A 15,004-nucleotide genomic window follows, 5' to 3' on the forward strand; every position below is an offset into this window, starting at 1 on the left:
GTGACGGCTCCCGGCAGGCCCCCGGCACGGTAGGTTCACGGTCATGGCAGGCAGCACCCACACCGTGACGAATCAGGCGCCGCCGCTGGTCGGCTACGACGTCTTCACCGCCGACCGGGCCCTGACGGCCGCCGTCGAGCGGCATCTGGCACCCGGGCTGCACGAGGAGGCGCTGGAGGAGCTGTCGGGTCTCGGCCGCAGCTGCGGATCGGTCCAGACCCAGGAGTGGGGCGCGCAGGCCAACGAGAACCCGCCGGTCCTGCGCACCCACGACCGCTACGGCCACCGTGTCGACGAGGTCGGCTTCCACCCGGCCTGGCACCGGCTGCTGGGCAAGGGCGTCTCGGCGGGCCTGACCGTGGCCTGGTCCCGGCCGGGCGGGCATGTGCGGCGTGCCGCCGCCTTCCTCATGTGGACCCAGGTCGAGGCCGGGAACTGCTGCCCGCTGTCGATGACCCACGCGGCCGTACCGGCCCTGCGCGCCGACCCGGACCTCGCGGCGGAGTGGGAGCCGCGGCTGGCCTCCCGCGTGTACGACCGGGAACTGCGGCCCGCCCACCTCAAGGCCGGGGCCCTCTTCGGGATGGGCATGACGGAGAAGCAGGGCGGCAGCGACGTACGGGCGAACACCACCTCGGCGCGGCCGCTGGCCGAGGACGGCACGTACGAGCTGACCGGGCACAAGTGGTTCTGCTCGGCGCCGATGTCGGACGGCTTCCTGGTGCTGGCGCAGGCCCCGGGAGGGCTGACCTGCTTCCTGGTGCCGCGGGTGCTGGCGGACGGCACCCGCAACGTGTTCCTGATCCAGCGGCTCAAGGACAAGCTGGGCAACCGGTCCAACGCCTCCGCCGAGGTCGAGTTCGCGGGGACCTGGGCGCGCCGGGTCGGCGAGGAGGGGAGCGGGGTGCGCACCGTCATCGGCATGGTGTCGGCGACCCGGCTCGACTGCGTGCTGGGTTCGGCGGGTCTGATGCGGCAGGCCGTCGCGCAGGCGGTGCACCACTGCGCCTACCGGGAGGCCTTCGGCGCGAAGCTGGTCGACCAGCCGCTGATGCGCAACGTCCTGGCGGACCTCGCGATCGAGTCGGAGGCGGCCACCACGCTCGCGGTGCGGCTGGCGGCGGCCTACGACGCCGCCGAGGGCGGTGACGAGCGAGAGCGTGCGCTGCTGCGGATCGCGGTGCCGGTGGCCAAGTACTGGGTGACCAAGCGGTGTGCGCCGGTGGCGGTGGAGGCCGCCGAGTGCCTGGGCGGCAACGGGTACGTGGAGGAGTCCGGGATGCCCCGGCTGGTGCGCGAGTCGCCGCTGAACTCGATCTGGGAGGGCGCCGGCAACGTGCAGGCGCTGGACATCCTGCGGGCGCTCGGGCGGGAGCCGCTGGCGCTGGACGCGTACCTTACGGAGGTGGGTCTGGCGCGCGGCGCCGATCACCGGCTGGACGCGGCGATCAGGGGCCTGCTGACCGAGCTGGCCGATCTCGGGGCCGCCGAGGGGCGGGCGCGGCGGCTGGCGGAGCGGCTGGCGCTGGTGCTCCAGGGCGCGCTGCTGGTCCGCTACGCACCGCCGGAGGTCGCCGACGCGTTCTGCGCCGCGCGGCTGGGCGGTGACGGGGGCGCGGCCTTCGGCACGCTGCCGCCCACGCTGGACCTGGCGTCGGTGGTGGAGCGGGCCCGGCCGCCGGCAGTGGCCTGATCCCACCGGGTGGCGCGGGGGTGGTGCTGCGCCGACACGGCACCACCCCCGCCACACCGGCCTGTTCAGGCCGTGTACGCCGCTCGGGGCGACGTGGTTCAAGTTTGGACACCGGTACGGCCGTCCACCAGGGTTGCAGGGGGTTGCAACTTGCTGCCGACTGTGTGCGGACTGTGTCCTCCTGTCACGGGCAGGCGGTCAGTATCAGACGAACATCCGAGTGTCCGAACATTCGAGTATCCGAACATCCGGCTTCCGGGAGGACGGGGACCAGTGGCTCTCTCGCCGATGGACGTGACGCAGTTCGCCGCCGTCGACACGGCACGTGCGGCGCGGACGCTCAACGAGGTCCGTTCCGCGAAACTCTCGGGCGGACGGGCTCCGGTGGCGCCGCGTCCGGTGATCGAGCAGTCCTGGGAGCGGATGCTGCGCAGCGGGGTCGATCCCGAGCACGACTTCCGCTCCGGGCTGCTGGCCCCCGAGGAGGTACAGCGGCGGCGGGAGGCCTCGGAGCTGCGGCATGTGCTGCCGGTGCTGCGGGAGGGTCTGCTGTCGGTCGCGGACGTCGCGCACCACATCATGGTGGTCGCCGACGACGAGGGCCGGGTGCTGTGGCGGGAGGGCAGCGCGCCGGTGCTGCGCAAGGCCGACGGTCTCGGCTTCGAACTCGGGGCGGACTGGCGCGAGGAGGTGGTCGGCACCAACGGCGTGGGCACGCCGGCGGTCACCCGGCGGCCCGTACAGGTCTTCGCCTCCGAGCACTTCGTCCGGTCCCAGGCGACCTGGACCTGCGCCGGAGCGCCCATCACCGATCCGCGCAGTGGCCGGCTGCTCGGCGTGGTCGACGTGAGCGGGCCGCTGGAGACGATGCACCCGGCGACGCTCGCCTGGGTCGACTCGGTGGCCAAGCTCGCCGAGGCCCGGTTGCGCGAGTCGCACGTGCTGACGCTGGAGCGGCTGCGTGCGGTGGCCGCGCCGGTGCTGGCCCGGCTCGGCGGGCGGGCCCTGGTGACGGACCGCGACGGCTGGACGGCGGCGGTGACGGGGATGCCGTACCTGGACCGGGTGACGCTGCCCAAGTCCCCGGCGGCGGGGCCGAGGTGGCTGCCGGCGTTCGGGGCGTGCACCGTGGAGCCGCTGGGCGAGGGCTGGCTGGTGCGGGCGGCCGAGGAGCCGGTGCCGCAGGGCGCCGTCCGGATCGTGCTGGACCTCGGGCAGCCGCGCCGCTGGTCGGTCCGGGTGCTGGGCGGCGCGGCGGCGTGGGTCCGGGAACTGAGTCCCCGGCATGCCGAGTTGCTGTATCTGCTGGCCGTGCACCGCGCCGGCCGCAGCGCGTCGGGGCTGGCCGAGGACATGTTCGGCGACCCGGCCCGCACGGTGACGGTACGGGCCGAGATGTCGCGGGTGCGGAGGTACCTCGGGGCGTACCTGGAACACCGGCCGTATCGTTTCTGCGAGGAGGCGGAGATCGAAGTGGTCCTCCCGGACGACCCGCGCGACCTCCTCCCCCACTCGACGGCCCCGGCGGTGACGGAACGCAGGGCGTCGCTGCCGGCGCCCTGAACGGCCGCGGGCTCCTTCAGGGGCCCGGGCAACCGCGTGGCGGGCTGTCCGGGACGGCCGGAAAGACGGCACGTTTTCGCATATTTGCATCGTCCGCGTCCGCGAACCCGTCCGTCTGTCGTAGCATCCTCTACGGACCGCCCCATCCGCTCCTCGGTCAACGTGGCCACCGTCGAGCCCAGTTGGTCCGGTGCCCGTGGAGGTTCTATGAAGCAGCGCGGCAGACACCGCCGACGCAGGCGGGGCAGGGCGCTGCGCGCGGCCCTGACCGGGGCCGCCCTCGCACTGACGGGTGCCGCCACGCTGATCAGCGCCTCGCAGGCCACGGTCGCCGACGACCCCGGCGCTCTCGAACCCCTCACCTCCGCCGCCGAGACCGACGCGCTGCGGCTGACGGAGCACCGAGTGCCGCGGCCCTGGCTGGACCGGCTCTCCACCGCGATGGGCGACCCGGTGGGCGTCGACGCCGTCCTCGGCTCCGCCGACCGCACGCTGCGCGAGGCCGCCGACTGCACGGCCGGGGAACGCGAAGCCCTGCCGGTCTCCCCCGCGGCCACCCGCGCCTACTGCTGGGAGGAGGGCGACACCGAGGGCTGGCGGCCCGGCGCGGTCACCACCTCCGGGGACGCCGACGAGGACGGGCGCTGGGGCGCCCACCGCGTCATCCTGTCCGCCTGGACCCGCGACGACGGGACGCCCGAGGGCGGCCTCGCCCGGGTCTCCTTCGTCGACGCCGACGACCCCGACCACCTGAGCTACACCTCGGCGCTCCTCGCCGTCCCGGTCGACGGCGGCCACGACTACCGGGGGCTCGCCTCGCCCGTCTCCGGCATGGTCTGGTACCAGGACAAGCTGCTGGTCACCGCCGGTTCCGGGGACCGCGACGCGCTGTACGTGTACGACGTGGACCGGGTCCAGCGCGCCACCACCGACGCGGACGCCGTCGGGCGGGTGCCCGGGGGCTGGGCGGCGGACGGCCACCCGTACGTGCTGCCCGCCGTCGCCTCGTACCGGCTGGCCGACGCCGACGGGGCCGCCCGCCCCGGCGCGATCTCCCTGGACCGCGGCACGGTCCCCGACAGCCTGGTGGCGAGCGAGCGGGTGCCCGCGGGCGACGACCGCCCCACCCGGCTGTGGCGCTACGCGTTCGGCACGGACCCGGCCCGCACCGGACTGCCGGCCACCGACCCGTACGGACACGTCGACGCGGTGGAGGCGTACGAGACCGGGGCGGCCGAGGTCGGAGGCGTGCTCTCGCACCGCCCGGCCGGCGCGGCACGGTCCGACTGGTACCTGGGACGCGCGGCCGGCGGGCACGACGGGCGCGGGACCCTGTGGCGCCAGGACACGGAGGAGGCCCGGGCCACGGAGTGCGGGGCGGACCGCTCGCAGCGGTGCTGGAGCGGACAGGCGGGCTCCCTGTCGTACTGGGCGCAGACCGGTGAGGTCTGGTCCCAGTCGGGCCGCATGCTGTTCGCGCTGCCGCTGACCTCGATCGAGGACGCGCTCGACTGACGGCCACGGGCCCCCGGGGGTGCGCGCGGGCGGGGATCGACAGATCCGCGGACCGGATGATTCCCTGACCGGCATGACCAACATCGCCGTGACCACCTGGTCCCTGGAGCAGACGGCGCCGACCGATCTGCTGCCGGCCGCCGCACCGGAGGGGGACGTCCGGATCGTCCGCGCCGGGGTGCCCTCCCCCGAGTTCAGCCGCTACCTGTACGCCTCGGTCGGCGGCGACATCCGCTGGACGGACCGGCTGGGCTGGAGCTACGCGCGGTGGCGGGAGCACCTGGAGCGGACCGGCGTGGAGACCTGGGTCGCCTACGACCACGGCACGCCCGCCGGGTACGTGGAGCTGACCCCCGGGGGCGACGGGGTCGTGGAGATCGAGTACTTCGGCCTGATCCCGGCCTTCCGGGGCCGGCGCATCGGCGGCCACCTGCTCTCGTACGGCGCCGCCCGTGCCTGGGACCTGGCGGACCGGTGGCCGGGGCTGGCCACGACCAAGCGGGTGTGGCTGCACACGTGCAGCAAGGACGGCGACTTCGCGATGGACAACTACCAGCGCCGGGGCTTCCGCCTGTTCGACACCAAGGTCGAGGAAGAGGCTGAGGTGGCCGCTCCGGGGCCCTGGCCCGGAGCGTTCCCCGCCTGACCGACCACCGCTCCGCTGTGATCCACAACACCCTTGTCTCGCTGCACGAGACAAGGGTGTCCGCATCTTGGACGAAGCTGGACTGTGTCCAGATCGCCGTGCCAGGCTTCCGCCATGCCTGGAACTGGAATTGCCTTGGTGAGTCGGCGGCACGTCGACCTCGGCCGCATGTCCAGCGCCATCTGTCCGGGCCGCTGAGAGCCCCCTCCAGCACCTCCGGATTCCCCGCATTCGCCTGATTCCCGCGCGACGAAGCGCACGTACGCCTCACGTATGCCATGCGCCGTGCGCGCAGGTCAGAGCCGCTTTCCGCCTGTCCCGAAGGACGTGTCAAACCATGGCCGCCACGCCGCCGAATCCTGCTGCCGCGACCCCCCGCCGCAAGGTGAGCCGTCACCGCGGCGAGGGTCAGTGGGCGGCCGGTCACTTCACCCCGCTCAACGCCAACGAGCAGACCAAGAAGGACGACGACGGTCTCAACGTACGGACACGTATTGAGACGATCTACTCCAAGCGGGGTTTCGACTCGATCGACCCCGGTGACCTGCGTGGCCGGATGCGCTGGTGGGGGCTGTACACCCAGCGCAAGCAGGGCATCGACGGCGGAAAGACGGCCATCCTGGAGCCGGAGGAGCTGGACGACAGCTACTTCATGCTGCGGGTCCGCATCGACGGCGGCGCGCTGACCACCGCGCAGCTGCGGGTCATCGGCGAGATCTCGCAGGAGTTCGCGCGCGGCACGGCCGACATCACCGACCGGCAGAACGTCCAGTACCACTGGATCCGCATCGAGGACGTCCCCGAGATCTGGAACCGCCTGGAGGGCGTCGGCCTGTCCACGGTCACCGCCTGCGGCGACACTCCTCGCGTGATGATCGGTTCCCCGGTCGCGGGCATCGCCGAGGACGAGATCATCGACGGCACGCCGGCGCTGGAGGAGATGAAGCGCCGGGTCCTGAACAACCCGGCGTACTCGAACCTGCCGCGGAAGTTCAAGACCGCGATCTCCGGGTCGCCGGTGCTGGACGTGGTGCACGAGATCAACGACGTGGCGTTCGTCGGCGTCGAGCACCCCGAGCACGGGCCGGGCTTCGACCTGTGGGTCGGCGGCGGCCTGTCCACCAACCCCAAGCTGGGCGTGCGCCTCGGCGCCTGGGTGCCCATCGAGGACGTCCCCGACGTCTACGAGGGCGTCATCTCGATCTTCCGCGACTACGGCTACCGGCGGCTGCGCAACCGCGCCCGCCTGAAGTTCCTGGTCGCCGACTGGGGCGCGGAGAAGTTCCGCCAGGTGCTGGAGGACGAGTACCTGGAGCGGAAGCTCACCGACGGCCCGGCACCCGCCGACCCGACCAGCCGCTGGCGCGACCACATCGGCGTGCACCGGCAGAAGGACGGCCGCTACTACGTCGGCTTCGCCCCGCGCGTCGGCCGCGTCGACGGCACGATCCTGACCAAGGTCGCCGACCTGGCGGAGGCGCACGGCTCGGGCCGGGTGCGCACCACCGTCGAGCAGAAGATGATCGTCCTCGACGTCGAGGAGGGGCAGGTCGACTCGCTGGTCGAGTCCCTGGAGGCACTGGACCTCACCGCCCGGCCCTCCACCTTCCGGCGCGGCACGATGGCCTGCACCGGCATCGAGTTCTGCAAGCTCGCCATCGTGGAGACCAAGGCGCGCGGGGCCTCGCTGATCGACGAGCTGGAGCGCCGCCTCCCGGAGTTCGACGAGCCGCTCACCATCAACCTCAACGGCTGCCCGAACGCCTGCGCCCGCATCCAGACCGCGGACATCGGTCTCAAGGGCCAGCTGGTCCTGAACGCCGAGGGCGAGCAGGTCGAGGGCTACCAGGTGCACCTGGGCGGCGCCCTCGGCCTGGAGCCCGGCTTCGGCCGCAAGGTGCGCGGCCTGAAGGTCACGGCGGAGGAGCTGCCGGACTACGTGGAGCGCGTCCTGACCCGCTACCAGGCCGAGCGCGAGGACGGCGAGCGCTTCGCCACCTGGGCGGCCCGCGCCTCCGAGGAGGCCCTGTCGTGACGGAGCGTGCCGCGCCGTTCTACTGCCCCTACTGCGGGGACGAGGACCTGCGTCCGCACGAGGAAGGTCACGGCGCCTGGGAATGCGGAGCGTGCAACCGCGCATTCCAGTTGAAGTTCCTCGGGCTTCTCGCCCGGGGTCTTCAGCCCAACTCCACGGGAGGGGAACCGATATGACTGCGGTTCAGGAAGAGCGTACGACCGAGGAACTCAAGGCACTCGCCGAGCGGGCGGGCCGCGAGCTGGAGGACGCCTCCGCGCTGGAGATCCTCCAGTGGGCGGCCGACACCTTCGGCAGCCGCTTCTGCGTGACCTCCTCGATGGAGGACGCGGTCGTCGCCCACCTCGCCTCCCGCGCCCTGCCCGGCGTGGACGTGGTGTTCCTCGACACCGGCTACCACTTCCCGGAGACCATCGGCACCCGGGACGCCGTGGAGGCCGTGATGGACGTCAACGTCATCACGCTCACCCCGCGGCAGACGGTCGCCGAGCAGGACGCCGAGTACGGGCCGAGGCTGCACGACCGCGACCCCGACCTGTGCTGCGCGCTGCGCAAGGTGAAGCCGCTGGAGGAGGGTCTGAAGGGCTACCAGGCCTGGGCGACCGGCCTGCGCCGCGACGAGTCCGAGACCCGCGCGAACACACCGGTGGTCGGCTGGGACGAGAAGCGGCGGAAGGTGAAGGTCTCTCCCATCGCCAAGTGGTCACAGGAAGATGTGCAAACGTACGTCGACGAGCACGGTGTCCTCACCAACCCGCTGCTGATGGACGGCTATGCCTCCGTGGGCTGCGCGCCCTGCACCCGCCGCGTGCTGGAGGGCGAGGACGCCCGCGCCGGCCGCTGGGCGGGCCGCTCCAAGACCGAGTGCGGACTGCACGGCTGACATGACGACGACCACTGAGACTCAGGAGAACCCTGTGACGACCGGAGCCACCGTCTGGCTCACGGGTCTGCCCAGCGCCGGCAAGACCACCATCGCCCACGAACTGGCCGGCCGGCTCCGCGAGCAGGGCCGGCGCGTCGAGCTCCTCGACGGCGACGAGATCCGCGAGTTCCTCTCGGCGGGCCTCGGCTTCAGCCGCGAGGACCGGCACACCAACGTGCAGCGCATCGGCTTCGTCGCCGAACTGCTCGCCCGCAACGGCGTCACGGCGCTGGTCCCGGTGATCGCACCGTACGCGGACAGCCGGGACGCGGTCCGCAAGCGGCACGAGGCGAACGGCACGGCGTACGTGGAAGTGCACGTGGCCACCCCGGTCGAGGTGTGCTCGGTGCGCGATGTGAAGGGCCTGTACGCCAAGCAGGCCGCGGGTGAGCTGACCGGGCTCACCGGGGTCGACGACCCGTACGAGGAGCCCGTCGCGCCCGACCTGCGCATCGAGTCGCAGGACCAGACCGTCCAGGAGTCCGCCGCGGCGGTCCACGCCCTGCTCACCGAAAGGGGACTGGCATGACGACGTCCGTGGCCACAGTGGCGGAGGGTACGGACAGCCCGTACGCCCTCTCCCACCTCGACGCCCTCGAGTCCGAGGCGGTGCACATCTTCCGCGAGGTGGCGGGCGAGTTCGAGCGGCCGGTGATCCTCTTCTCCGGCGGCAAGGACTCGATCCTCATGCTGCACTTGGCGCTGAAGGCGTTCGCCCCCGCGCCGGTCCCGTTCTCGCTGCTGCACGTGGACACCGGGCACAACTTCCCCGAGGTCCTCGACTACCGCGACCGCACGGTCGAGAAGCACGGGCTGCGCCTGCACGTCGCCTCCGTGCAGGACTACATCGACCGCGGTGTGCTCAAGGAGCGCCCGGACGGCACCCGCAACCCGCTGCAGACGCTGCCGCTGACCGAGAAGATCCAGGCGGAGAAGTTCGACGCCGTCTTCGGCGGCGGGCGCCGCGACGAGGAGAAGGCGCGGGCGAAGGAGCGGGTGTTCTCGCTGCGCGACGAGTTCTCCCAGTGGGACCCGCGCCGCCAGCGCCCCGAGCTGTGGAACCTGTACAACGGCCGGCACGCCCCCGGCGAGCACGTCCGCGTCTTCCCGCTCTCCAACTGGACCGAGCTGGACGTGTGGCAGTACATCGCCCGCGAGTCCATCGAACTGCCGGCGATCTACTACGCCCACGAGCGCGAGGTCTTCGGACGCGGCGGCATGTGGCTGACCGCCGGCGAGTGGGGCGGCCCGAAGGACGAGGAAACGGTGGTCAAGCGGCGGGTTCGCTACCGCACCGTCGGCGACATGTCCTGCACCGGAGCCGTCGACTCGGACGCCGACAGCATCGAGAAGGTGATCGCGGAGATCGCCGTCTCCCGGCTCACCGAGCGCGGCGCGACCCGCGCCGACGACAAGATGTCCGAGGCCGCGATGGAAGACCGCAAGCGCGAGGGGTACTTCTAGCCATGACCAGCACCACCGAACCCACCGAGCCCTTGGCGGCCTGGCAGCTGTCGGAGACGACCCTGCTGCGGTTCGCCACCGCCGGGTCCGTCGACGACGGCAAGTCCACCCTGGTCGGCCGGCTGCTGCACGACTCCAAGTCGATCCTCACCGATCAGCTGGAGGCGGTGGAGCGCGCCTCCGCGAGCCGCGGCCAGGAGGCCCCGGACCTCGCGCTGCTCACCGACGGCCTGCGGGCCGAACGCGAGCAGGGCATCACCATCGACGTGGCCTACCGCTACTTCGCCACCCCGCGCCGCCGGTTCATCCTGGCCGACACCCCCGGGCACGTGCAGTACACCCGGAACATGGTCACCGGCGCCTCCACGGCCGAGCTGACGGTGATCCTGGTCGACGCCCGCAACGGCGTGGTCGAGCAGACCCGTCGGCACGCCGCGATCGCCGCCCTGCTGCGGGTCCCGCACGTCGTCCTCGCCGTCAACAAGATGGACCTGGTCGACTACAAGGAGCCCGTGTTCGCCGCCATCGCCGAGGAGTTCACGGCGTACGCGACCGAGCTGGGCGTCCCGGAGGTCACCGCGATCCCGATCTCGGCGCTCGCCGGCGACAACGTGGTGGAACCGTCGGCGGTCATGGACTGGTACGGCGGCCCGACCGTCCTCGAACACCTGGAGACCGTCCCGGTCAGTCACGACCTGGCGCACTGCCACGCCCGGCTGCCCGTGCAGTACGTGATCCGGCCGCGCACCGCCGAGCACCCCGACTACCGCGGCTACGCGGGTCAGATCGCCGCCGGCACCTTCCGCGTCGGCGACGAGGTCACCGTCCTGCCCTCGGGCCGCACCTCGAAGGTGTCCGGCATCGACCTGCTGGGCGAGCCGGTGGACGCCGCCTGGACGCCGCAGTCGGTGACGCTGCTCCTCGAGGACGACATCGACGTCTCGCGCGGCGACCTGATCGTGCCCCGCAAGGACGCGCCGGCCACCACCCAGGACGTCGAGGCCACCGTCTGCCATGTCGCCGACGCGCCGCTCACCGTCGGGCACCGGGTACTGCTCAAGCACGGCACCCGCACGGTCAAGGCGATCGTCAAGGACATCCCGGCCCGGCTCACGCTGGACGACCTGTCGCTGCACCCGCACCCCGGGCAGCTCGTCGCGAACGACATCGGCCGGGTGAAGATCCGTACGGCCGAGCCGCTGCCCGCCGACTCCTACGCCGACTCGCGGCGCACGGGTTCGTTCATCCTGATCGACCCGAGCGACGGCACCACGCTCACCGCGGGCATGGCCGGCGAGTCCTTCGCCACGCCGGAGCCGGTGAAGGACGCGGCGGACGACGACGGGTGGGACTTCTAGCCATGGTCTCCCCCGACTTCTACTCCACGTTCGCGAAGGAGGGCGGCCGCGTCGGCAGCGGCGCCCTCGGCAGCGGGCAGGGCGGGGTGGCGCGATGTGCGTGCTGACGTACGCGCACCGCTCGCGCGCCCTCACCCCCCACCGCCACAGACGCAAACCCGCCGATCTCCCGGCCACGACCTGACACCTCGGACCAACCGACAGGCGTGAGAGCCGGGCCAACGAGAGGAACACCTCCCGTGCCTGCCACCACCGCCCTGCGCCGCACTCTCGCGGCCCTGGCCGCCCTCCCGCTGCTGGCGCTCGCCGGCTGCGGGTACGGCTCCCAGGCCAAGGACGACTCGGGCGCGGAGATCGCCGCCGGGGCCGAGAAGATCGACGGTCTCGACTCCGTCCGGATCGGCTACTTCGGCAACGTCACCCACGCCACCGCGCTGGTCGGCAACCAGAAGGGCTTCTTCCAGAAGGAGCTGGGCGCCACCGAGGCCAAGTACGCGGTCTTCAGCGCGGGCCCGTCCGAGATCGAGGCGCTGAACTCAGGTTCCGTCGACATCGGCTGGATCGGCCCCTCCCCGGCGATCAACGGCTACGCCAAGTCGGACGGCAGGAACCTGCGGGTCATCGGCGGTTCGGCCTCCGGCGGGGTGAAGCTGGTGGTGAACCCGGACAAGATCAAGTCGTTGAAGGACGTCAAGGGCAAGCGCATCGCGACCCCGCAGCTGGGCAACACGCAGGACGTGGCGTTCCTCAACTGGGTCGCCGAGCAGGGCTGGAAGGTCGACGCGCAGAGCGGCAAGGGCGACGTGACGGTCGTCCGCAGTGACAACAAGGTGACCCCGGACGCCTTCAAGTCCGGTTCCGTCGACGGCGCGTGGGTGCCGGAGCCGACCGCGTCCCGGCTGGTCGCCCAGGGCGGCAAGGTGCTGCTGGACGAGTCGACGCTGTGGCCGGACGAGAAGTTCGTGATCACGAACATCATCGTGCGGCAGGAGTTCCTGGAGGAGCACCCGAAGGTCGTCGAGGCGGTGCTCAAGGCCTCGGTGGACACCAACGAGTGGATCGAGGCCAACCCCGACGAGGCCAAGGCCGCGGCGAACAAGCAGCTGGAGAAGGACACCGGCAAGGCGCTGCCCGCCGACGTCCTGGACCCGGCGTGGGAGTCGATCCGGCTGACCGACGACCCGCTGGCCGCCACCCTCGACGCCCAGGCCGACCACGCCGTCAAGGCGGGTCTGCTGGAGCAGCCCGACCTCAAGGGCATCTACGACCTCACGCTGCTCAACAAGGTCCTCAAGGCCAAGGGCGAACCCGCGGTCGACGACGCCGGTCTCGGCGTCCAGTAGGCCCGGATCCCGACCATTCCCAGGAGGTGACGACCATGGCCACGACCACGACCCTCGCCAAGGCCGACGAAGGCACCGAGGCGGCCTCGCACGCCGCGCGGATCGAGCACGTCTCCAAGTCGTTCGGGGGCCCCGCCGGGCAGCAGCTCGTGCTGGACGACATCAGCCTCGATGTCGCGCCCGGCGAGTTCGTCACCCTCCTGGGGGCCTCCGGCTGCGGCAAGTCCACACTGCTGAACCTGGTGGCGGGCCTGGACAAACCGAGCGCCGGGGCGATCACCACGGACGGGCGGCCGGCCCTGATGTTCCAGGAGCACGCCCTGTTCCCGTGGCTGACCGCAGGCAAGAACATCGAACTCGCCCTCAAGCTGCGGGGCGTGCCCAAGTCCGAGCGCCGCGACAAGGCGGAGGAACTGCTCGAACTCGTCCGGCTGAAGGGCGCGTACGGCAAGCGGGTGCACGAGCTGTCGGGCGGTATGCGCCAGCGGGTCGCGATGGCCCGTGCGCTCGCCCAGGAGAGCAAGCTGCTGCTGATGGACGAGCCGTTCGCGGCGCTGGACGCCATCACGCGGGACGTGCTGCACGACGAGCTGACCCGGATCTGGCGCGAGACGCGGCTGTCCGTCCTCTTCGTCACGCACAACGTCCGCGAGGCCGTCCGGCTCGCGGAGCGCGTGGTGCTGCTCTCCTCCCGCCCCGGACGCATCGCCCGCCAGTGGACGGTCGGCATCCCGCATCCGCGCCGCATCGAGGACACCGCCGTGGCGGAACTGTCCGTCGAGATCACCGAAGAACTGCGTGGGGAGATCCGCCGACATGGCCAGCACTGAGACCACCACGCCCGGCAAGGACGCGGGCGACCTCGCCGGTCTGGAGGCGGGCCTCGACGCGCTGGAGACCCGGCAGACGGGCCGCACGCCCTTCCGTCAGACGCTCACGCAGAAGATCCTGCCGCCGGTGGTGGCCGTACTGCTGGTGCTGGCGGCGTGGCAGGCCCTGGTCTCCTTCAAGATCGTCGACGATCCGACCAAGCTGCCCGCCCCGTCCGACGTGTGGGACGTGGTCCACCAGGCCTGGCTCCAGGGCGAACTGCTCGGCTACATCTGGACCAGCGTCTCGCGCGGGCTGTCCGGCTTCCTGCTGGCACTGGTGATCGGCACGCCGCTGGGACTGCTGGTGGCCCGGGTGAGGTTCGTGCGCGCCGCGATCGGCCCGATCCTCTCCGGCCTCCAGTCGCTGCCGTCGGTGGCGTGGGTACCGCCGGCCGTGATCTGGCTGGGCCTGAACAACTCGATGATGTACGCCGTCATCCTGCTCGGCGCGGTCCCCTCCATCGCCAACGGCCTGGTCTCCGGCGTCGACCAGGTCTCCCCCCTCTACCTGCGCGCGGGCCGCACCCTGGGAGCGACCGGGCTGAAGGGCACCTGGCACATCGTGCTGCCGGCCGCGCTGCCCGGCTACGTCGCGGGCCTCAAGCAGGGCTGGGCGTTCTCCTGGCGCTCCCTGATGGCCGCCGAGATCATCGCCTCCTTCCCCGACCTCGGCGTCGGCCTCGGGCAGTTGCTGGAGAACGGCCGCAACGCCAGCGACATGGCCATGGTCTTCGAGGCGATCCTGCTCATCCTGATCGTCGGCATCGCCATCGACCTGCTGATCTTCAGCCCGCTGGAGCGGTGGGTGCTGCGCAGCCGCGGCCTGCTGGTGAGGAGCTGACAGCCATGACGTCCCCGCCGGTCCTCCTGGTCATCGCCCACGGCAGCCGCGACCCGCGGCACGCCGCGACCGTGCACGCCCTGGTGCGCCGGGTCAGGGCGGTGCGCCCGGACGTACGGGTGGAGACCGGCTTCCTGGACTTCAACGTGCCCTCGGTGCAGGGCGTGCTGGAGTCCCTGGAGACGGAGGGCGTGCGGGACGTCGTGGCGCTCCCGCTCCTGCTGACCCGTGCCTTCCACGCCAAGGCGGACATCCCGGCGGTCCTCGCGGACGCGCCCCCGCGGCTGCGGATCCGGCAGGCCGAGGTGCTCGGCCCCTCGCCGCTGCTGCTGTCGGCGCTGGAGCGGCGCCTGTACGAGGCGGGCCTGACGCCCGCCGACAAGTCCTCGACCGGGGTCGTGCTGGCCTCGGCGGGGTCCTCCGACCCGGAGGCGATCGCAGTGATCGCAGAAATCGCGCGGGAGTGGCGGCACACCGGTTGGTGCGCCGTGCGGCCTGCGTTCGCCTCCGCATCCCTTCCACGCACCGAGGACGCGGTGCGCGAGCTGCGGGAGCTGGGCTGCGCTCGCGTGGCCGTGGCGCCGTACGTCCTGGCCCCCGGTCACCTGCCGGACCGCATCGCGCGGGGCGCGGAGCGGGCGGACGTGCTGGCGGACGTCCTCGGTCCCTCGCCGGAGGTGGCGCGGGTGCTGCTTGAGCGGTACGACGAGGCGCGGACGCCGGCGCTGGCTGCGGCGGTCGGGGCCTGA

General features: G+C 72.1%; 15 protein-coding genes. All 15 read left to right on the forward strand.

Annotated elements, in window-relative coordinates; all coding sequences use genetic code 11:
- Nucleotides 1-43: 43 nt before the first annotated feature.
- The 15 genes from RI578_RS08155 (at nucleotide 44) to RI578_RS08225 (ending at nucleotide 15,004) form a co-directional block, all read left to right on the forward strand.
- Nucleotides 44-1,693, forward strand: coding sequence for an acyl-CoA dehydrogenase family protein (locus RI578_RS08155; RefSeq protein WP_310870471.1), 1,650 nt, complete (start codon nucleotides 44-46; stop codon nucleotides 1,691-1,693).
- Between the two features lie 273 nt (nucleotides 1,694-1,966).
- The gene (locus RI578_RS08160; RefSeq protein WP_310870472.1) at nucleotides 1,967-3,256 is read left to right on the forward strand and encodes a GAF domain-containing protein; all 1,290 of its coding nucleotides are present in this window, start codon (nucleotides 1,967-1,969) and stop codon (nucleotides 3,254-3,256) included.
- A gap of 207 nt (nucleotides 3,257-3,463) precedes the next feature.
- Nucleotides 3,464-4,771 carry a hypothetical protein gene (locus RI578_RS08165; RefSeq protein ID WP_310870473.1) on the forward strand — a complete coding sequence of 436 codons (1,308 nt, stop codon included), beginning with the start codon at nucleotides 3,464-3,466 and terminating at the stop codon, nucleotides 4,769-4,771.
- A 73-nt stretch (nucleotides 4,772-4,844) separates the two neighbouring features.
- Nucleotides 4,845-5,417, forward strand: a complete 573-nt coding sequence (locus RI578_RS08170; protein WP_310870474.1) for a GNAT family N-acetyltransferase — start codon at nucleotides 4,845-4,847, stop codon at nucleotides 5,415-5,417.
- A 114-nt stretch (nucleotides 5,418-5,531) separates the two neighbouring features.
- Complete coding sequence (locus RI578_RS08175; protein WP_309475039.1) at nucleotides 5,532-5,615, forward strand: putative leader peptide; 84 nt, start codon at nucleotides 5,532-5,534, stop codon at nucleotides 5,613-5,615.
- Between the two features lie 139 nt (nucleotides 5,616-5,754).
- Nucleotides 5,755-7,452, forward strand: a complete 1,698-nt coding sequence (gene sirA / locus RI578_RS08180) for a sulfite reductase SirA (protein WP_310870475.1) — start codon at nucleotides 5,755-5,757, stop codon at nucleotides 7,450-7,452.
- On the forward strand, nucleotides 7,449-7,628 hold the full coding sequence (locus RI578_RS08185) for a hypothetical protein (RefSeq protein ID WP_121749832.1): 180 nt from the start codon (nucleotides 7,449-7,451) through the stop codon (nucleotides 7,626-7,628). The genes sirA and RI578_RS08185 overlap by 4 nt, the downstream gene beginning before the upstream one ends.
- Entirely contained in the window at nucleotides 7,625-8,335 is a 711-nt protein-coding gene (locus RI578_RS08190; protein ID WP_310870476.1) for a phosphoadenylyl-sulfate reductase, read from the forward strand. The genes RI578_RS08185 and RI578_RS08190 overlap by 4 nt, the downstream gene beginning before the upstream one ends.
- 1 nt (nucleotide 8,336) lies before the next feature.
- Nucleotides 8,337-8,906 (forward strand): adenylyl-sulfate kinase, encoded by a 570-nt coding sequence (gene cysC / locus RI578_RS08195; protein ID WP_310870477.1) that lies wholly within the window; start codon nucleotides 8,337-8,339, stop codon nucleotides 8,904-8,906.
- Nucleotides 8,903-9,841: a sulfate adenylyltransferase subunit CysD gene (gene cysD / locus RI578_RS08200; RefSeq protein WP_310870478.1), complete on the forward strand. Its 939-nt coding sequence runs from the start codon at nucleotides 8,903-8,905 to the stop codon at nucleotides 9,839-9,841. The genes cysC and cysD overlap by 4 nt, the downstream gene beginning before the upstream one ends.
- Before the next feature lie 2 nt (nucleotides 9,842-9,843).
- Nucleotides 9,844-11,199 (forward strand): GTP-binding protein, encoded by a 1,356-nt coding sequence (locus RI578_RS08205; protein ID WP_310870479.1) that lies wholly within the window; start codon nucleotides 9,844-9,846, stop codon nucleotides 11,197-11,199.
- Nucleotides 11,200-11,438: 239 nt separating this feature from the next.
- On the forward strand, nucleotides 11,439-12,542 hold the full coding sequence (locus tag RI578_RS08210) for an aliphatic sulfonate ABC transporter substrate-binding protein (RefSeq protein ID WP_310870480.1): 1,104 nt from the start codon (nucleotides 11,439-11,441) through the stop codon (nucleotides 12,540-12,542).
- A 35-nt stretch (nucleotides 12,543-12,577) separates the two neighbouring features.
- The gene (locus RI578_RS08215) at nucleotides 12,578-13,372 is read left to right on the forward strand and encodes an ABC transporter ATP-binding protein (RefSeq protein WP_310870481.1); all 795 of its coding nucleotides are present in this window, start codon (nucleotides 12,578-12,580) and stop codon (nucleotides 13,370-13,372) included.
- A complete protein-coding gene (locus RI578_RS08220) occupies nucleotides 13,359-14,255 on the forward strand; it encodes an ABC transporter permease (protein WP_310870482.1) in 897 nt (298 codons plus the stop codon). The genes RI578_RS08215 and RI578_RS08220 overlap by 14 nt, the downstream gene beginning before the upstream one ends.
- 5 nt (nucleotides 14,256-14,260) lie before the next feature.
- Nucleotides 14,261-15,004: a sirohydrochlorin chelatase gene (locus RI578_RS08225; protein ID WP_310870483.1), complete on the forward strand. Its 744-nt coding sequence runs from the start codon at nucleotides 14,261-14,263 to the stop codon at nucleotides 15,002-15,004.

The organism is Streptomyces sp. BB1-1-1 (genome assembly GCF_031597775.1).
GTDB lineage: Bacteria > Actinomycetota > Actinomycetes > Streptomycetales > Streptomycetaceae > Streptomyces > Streptomyces thinghirensis.

Bases quoted from the DNA above. Each gene is read 5' to 3' on its own strand.
- RI578_RS08155 (WP_310870471.1), top strand. From the start codon at position 44: ATGGCAGGCAGCACCCACACCGTGACGAATCAGGCGCCGCCGCTGGTC.
- RI578_RS08165 (WP_310870473.1), top strand. From the start codon at position 3,464: ATGAAGCAGCGCGGCAGACACCGCCGACGCAGGCGGGGCAGGGCGCTG.
- RI578_RS08170 (WP_310870474.1), top strand. From the start codon at position 4,845: ATGACCAACATCGCCGTGACCACCTGGTCCCTGGAGCAGACGGCGCCG.
- RI578_RS08175 (WP_309475039.1), top strand. From the start codon at position 5,532: ATGCCTGGAACTGGAATTGCCTTGGTGAGTCGGCGGCACGTCGACCTC.
- sirA (WP_310870475.1), top strand. From the start codon at position 5,755: ATGGCCGCCACGCCGCCGAATCCTGCTGCCGCGACCCCCCGCCGCAAG.
- RI578_RS08190 (WP_310870476.1), top strand. From the start codon at position 7,625: ATGACTGCGGTTCAGGAAGAGCGTACGACCGAGGAACTCAAGGCACTC.
- cysC (WP_310870477.1), top strand. From the start codon at position 8,337: ATGACGACGACCACTGAGACTCAGGAGAACCCTGTGACGACCGGAGCC.
- cysD (WP_310870478.1), top strand. From the start codon at position 8,903: ATGACGACGTCCGTGGCCACAGTGGCGGAGGGTACGGACAGCCCGTAC.
- RI578_RS08205 (WP_310870479.1), top strand. From the start codon at position 9,844: ATGACCAGCACCACCGAACCCACCGAGCCCTTGGCGGCCTGGCAGCTG.
- RI578_RS08215 (WP_310870481.1), top strand. From the start codon at position 12,578: ATGGCCACGACCACGACCCTCGCCAAGGCCGACGAAGGCACCGAGGCG.
- RI578_RS08220 (WP_310870482.1), top strand. From the start codon at position 13,359: ATGGCCAGCACTGAGACCACCACGCCCGGCAAGGACGCGGGCGACCTC.
- RI578_RS08225 (WP_310870483.1), top strand. From the start codon at position 14,261: ATGACGTCCCCGCCGGTCCTCCTGGTCATCGCCCACGGCAGCCGCGAC.